Source organism: Arthrobacter sp. CAL618, from assembly GCF_000468215.1.
Taxonomy (GTDB): domain Bacteria; phylum Actinomycetota; class Actinomycetes; order Actinomycetales; family Micrococcaceae; genus Arthrobacter_D.
On sequence record NZ_ASZW01000121.1, the window covers coordinates 1 to 4,763 of the forward strand.

Here is a 4,763-nt window from a genome sequence, read left to right on the forward strand (position 1 = left end):
CCAGATACCCTCTTGGGTCGGGCTGAAGCCGACGCCTTCGATGGAATCACTGGCAGCGTTGATACCGATCGACTGGAACAGAGGCAGGCCATAGCCGGTGTCGAACAGGCGAGTATCGACGATGGTCTGCAGCTCCTGCTGCTCGGCTTCATCAGTGGTGACGATCAGCTCGTCCATAGCGGCCTGAGCTTCTTCATCGCAGAATCCGCTGAAGTTGGATGCGGAACCGCAGCCGTACAGCTGTGGAACTCCGGTGACGCCGACGCCGGTGCTGACCCAGCCGAAGATGACTGCGTCGTAGGTGCCGGTACCCAGAGCTGAACCCCACTCGTTGCCGGGGAGTCCGCCGTCAACAACCTGGAAACCAGCCTGCTCAGCGCTTTCGGCGATGAGGGTGTAAGCGTCAACCCGGTTGGGGTTGTCGACGCTGTACATGATGCGGACCTCAGGAGTTGCACCATCAAGGAGCTCGGTGGCACCTTCGATGTCAACTTCGTCATACTCTTCTGAACCGTTGACGGGAGTCGCTGCCTCGTAGCCGGGGGTGCCGACGTCGAAGATGTGCGAGTCGCGGTGGTCAGCTTCTGGATCCAGCTGGGCAATGGTTGACGCAACGATCGCGTCGCGAGGAATCGTCTTCATGAACGCCTTGCGAACGTTCTCGTCTTCGAAGACACCGCTGTAGTTGAGGTCAAGGTGATCGAAGGAGAGCTCGTCACCTTCGAAGATGTTGACGCCGTCAATGGCTTCGAGCGACGCGAGAGTGTCAGCTGATGCCTGTGGCTGGATGACGTCGACGTCGCCGTTCTGCAGGCCCTGGACCTGAGCAGTGGCGTCACCGATGTAGCGGATGGTGATTTCGTCGAGCTGGGTCTCGGGGCCCCAGTTGTAGTCCTCGTTCTTGACCAGGGTCATCGACTGGTCAGGAGTCATCGAGTCAACGATGTACGGTCCGCTGGACAGGTACATGGCTGGATCGTCAGGAAGGGTGGTGGTGTCGAAGGCAGTGTTCCAGATGTCAGCGACTGGCTGAAGGTCGGGACGTTCCTGAGGATTCTCCGGATCACCTTCGGGGGTGTTCTGGATGAGTTCGATCAGGGCAGCTTCGTCTGCAAGTCCGGCCTGGGTTGCGACAACGTGGGCTGGGGTGTCGATCACGCCGTAGGCGATTTCCCAGTCAGCGTAGGGCTCGGTGTACTCGATGGTGATGGAACGGCCATCTTCGCCCAATTCGGGGAGCAGTGACAGGTCCAGGCCAGCGGTGCTGGCTGCTGCGAAGTACGTGGCGCCGGTTTCTGCCTCGGCGTCGGCGTCGTCAAAGTAGCCCGAGCTGACGGCCCAGGAGAACAGGAGATCTCCGCCGTCGATCGGCTCGCCGTCGGACCAGGCGACACCCTCGTTGACGGTGTAGGTGACGGTCAGAGGATCTTCGGAAACTACTTCGTAGGATCCGAACTCTTCCCTCGGAACAACCTCAAGCTGGTCGTTGATGTAGTTGAACCCCGACTTGGTCAGGTAGCTGACCTTGCCGTTGATATCGACGTTGCCTGTGGCGCTGTCTGAGTTGAACGAGGTAAACGGGTTTACCTCGGCAACACTTACTACTCCGCCACTTGAGGCGCCGGTGTCGCCGCTCGCGTCTGGGTCAGAATTGCCGTCGCCACTGTCAGTGCTGGCGCAGGCGCTGAGTGCAAGTGCAGCGATTGCCGCGACTCCCACAGCTTTGGAAGTACGTCCGAAACGCATTCCGCCTCCTATTTCGTGTTCTGGATAGAGCCCCATGTGGTTTTACAAAGAGCTGACACGCCACTCCGGGAGGAGTGGCGTGCCTCACATGAGTAGAAGCCTAAGTGCTAATTGTTGCGGTCAGGTGTCCTAACACTCATCGCAACCGTGTTGTTACCGAGATGCAACCAAATTTGTTTCCCAGCGTTCATTCAGCGATTTCCCAGCAGTCGCCGATCAACATTATTGGCCCAGCTTTTGTGCAGGAAACCCGCTGGACACTCATCGGGCGGCAAACGCGAAGATACGCTACCAACAACATGAGCTTGGTCGGCTACCCGCCGCAGTCCTTCCGGTCGCGGCACGACTTCAGCTCACTCTCGCGAAGCGGATCCTCGTTACGCACCTTCTGCCTTGGAGACCCGCTTGTTGCTGATCAGATCTGCCTTACTCATGGTGTGCGCCCTCGTAGTAGTAGCTGGCACCCTCATCGCTCCCCCGCCAGCTACGTCGGCATCTGCTTTCAGCGACGTTCCACCAGGCACACCGTTTCATTCCGAAATCTCCTGGCTGGCAACCCATAAAATCTCCACTGGCTATGCGGACGGAACGTTCAAGCCGAGACAGCCCGTCAACCGGGATGCGATGGCGGCCTTCCTCTACCGCCTGGCAGGCAACCCTGCGTTCGCCTCGCCCAACCAATCGAGATTCGTCGACGTCCCCCTGGGATCGCAGTTCTTCAAGGAGATTCACTGGCTGGCTTCCTCCGGGATCACAACCGGCTGGTCCGATGGGACATTTAGACCGTTGCAACCAGTCCAGCGGGATGCAATGGCGGCCTTCCTCTACCGATTCGCCGTCAGCCCCCAGTTCACACCCCCACGGGCTGCAGCATTCGGTGATGTTCCGGTCGGCGTCGGGTTTCATAAGGAAATCAGCTGGATGGCTACCACCGGAATCTCTACCGGGTACCCGGGCAACGTCTTCAAGCCGCTGCAAGCCGTCAACCGCGACGCGATGGCGGCCTTTATGTACCGGACCGCCTCCCAACTGCCGCCCGACCACAGCTTGCCCTTGATACCCGTGACAAGGGATTTCAGGCTCTTCCCTTTCAGCACCTCTGCGTTCTCCAATACCCGGGTGGGGCCTGCGATCAGATTCGCCAGCGCTTCGGACCCGCGACACTCAACCTTTCGCGTCGGCGGCACCAACGTCAACAGCGAACGTTGGTCCATCTCGGTTCAACAGGCCTCGCAAAGCGATCCGGTCGCCACTGTGCGTGCCGACGCCGGCGGCACCCACTCCATCAGGATCCCGCTCAACGCAACCACCACGGGTGGGACCGACCAACATATGTCGATCATCCAGCCCGACGCCCGAACCGCCTACGAGGCTTGGGGCATGCAACGGATATCTGCGACTGAGTGGACAGCCCGCTATCTCGTGAAAACCGACATTCGCGGCGAGGGAATGACGGCCGGAGCGCGGGCTTCTGGAATCAGCCATCTCCATGGCCTGATCCGGAAGGACGAACTCAAGAACCTCGACATCAACCACAGCCTCGCGATCGGTATCGACAACGCGCAGCTTAAAAGGCTCATCGTAATTGGGAGTGTAGGTAGGGTCTGAAGCCGCCTGATTCCAGGAGTGATCGAGCGATGTAGTTGGTGATGTTCCGGAATCCGAGGGCTGAGCCGCGGAGGTGTTCGAGCCGCCCATTGATGGCCTCCGTGGGGCCGTTGCTGGTGCCGGGTCGGTCGAAGAACGCGAGTACGTCGGCGGCGCGTTGTTTCAGGGTCCGGCCGATTCGGCGGATCTCGACCAGGGCTGCGGGAACGCCGCTGGTGACGGAGTTGATCACTGCCTGCATCATCTGTTTCCCTTGTGTCTTATTCGGTTCCCTGTATGCGGCGACGATCCGCTGATAGATGCCCCAAGTAGCTTCGACCTCGAGGTGTTCCTCGGACGCGAAGACGGCCTCCAAGCGTGCGTTCTGTTTGTCGGTGAGCAAATCCGCGCCGGTATGCAGGGTCCGTCGGGCCCGGTAGAGCGGGTCACCGGCACGACCCCGATGCCCGAGCGTCGCCTGCTGAACACGTTGCCGGCACCGGTCCAACCCGTCGCTGGCAAGCCGAACAACATGAAACGGATCCATGACCGGCACCGCGTCCGGGAGCTCCTCCGTGGTCGCGGTCTTGAAGCCGGTGAACCCATCCATCGCCACCACTTCCACCCCGTCCCGCCATGCCTGCGGGCGGTCTGCGAGCCAGGTCTTGAAGACCTGTTTGGAGCGGCCTTCGACCATGTCCAGCAGCCGTGCCGGGCCCGTCTTCTCGCGGATCGGAGTCAGATCAATGATCACCGTGACGAACTTGTCGCCACGTCGGGTGTGCCGCCAGACGTGTTCGTCGACGCCGATCGCGGTCACCCCGTCGAACCGCTGCGGGTTATCGATCAGCCGCCGCTTGCCCTCCGCAAGGACGGCGCTGTTGGCGGTATGCCAGGACACTCCCAGACCGGCAGCGACCCGGGACACGGTGAGGTGATCGACCACGACCGCCTCGAGCGCCCACCTGAGTCCGCGACGCGAGATCTTCGCCCGGGGCTCAGCTGCTGCGTCCGTGTCCTGTCGCCAGGTGCGACCGCACTCGGTGCACCGGTAACGGCGTATCCGCACCAGCAACGTAGTCGGCCGGTGACCGAACGGCTCATGCGCCAACCGGCGCGTCACCGTGTCACGGAGCACACCCGCAGAGCCGCAGCCTCGGCACCACGGATTTGCCTGAACGACACGGCATTCGATCACCGCCCGACCCGGGCACAGCTGCTGGCCGACGGCTTCCAAGCCGAGTTCGTCGAGCCGGCAGAACGTCGTCAGATCAGGGGCATGAAAGGTAGCGTTGAGCACGTCGAGGTCTTTCGGATGGGCAGCGTAGGAACTTCCATCATCGGAAGGCCTCGACCTCTATCCCGCCTTCGACGCGCCCACACCGATCACCCCGGCTACACCCCACCCACACTCTCGTTTACGAAGAGCC

At 61.2% G+C, this 4,763-nt stretch carries 3 protein-coding genes; 1 reads left to right on the plus strand and 2 read right to left on the minus strand.

The genetic code is table 11. From position 1 onward, the window contains the following. Window positions 1–1,746 (minus strand): ABC transporter family substrate-binding protein (locus K728_RS0107600; protein WP_024476333.1); only part of this gene is annotated, 1,746 nt, incomplete at its 3' end. A 408-nt stretch (window positions 1,747–2,154) separates the two neighbouring features. Between K728_RS0107600 and K728_RS0107605 the strand changes: the two genes are divergently transcribed. After that, window positions 2,155–3,354 carry an S-layer homology domain-containing protein gene (locus K728_RS0107605; RefSeq protein WP_443110943.1) on the plus strand — a complete coding sequence of 400 codons (1,200 nt, stop codon included), beginning with the start codon at window positions 2,155–2,157 and terminating at the stop codon, window positions 3,352–3,354. On the opposite strand, the gene K728_RS0107610 is transcribed toward K728_RS0107605, so the two are convergent. After that, window positions 3,323–4,633: an ISL3 family transposase gene (locus K728_RS0107610; protein WP_024475914.1), complete on the minus strand. Its 1,311-nt coding sequence runs from the start codon at window positions 4,631–4,633 to the stop codon at window positions 3,323–3,325. The genes K728_RS0107605 and K728_RS0107610 overlap by 32 nt on opposite strands. Window positions 4,634–4,763 lie beyond the last annotated feature (130 nt).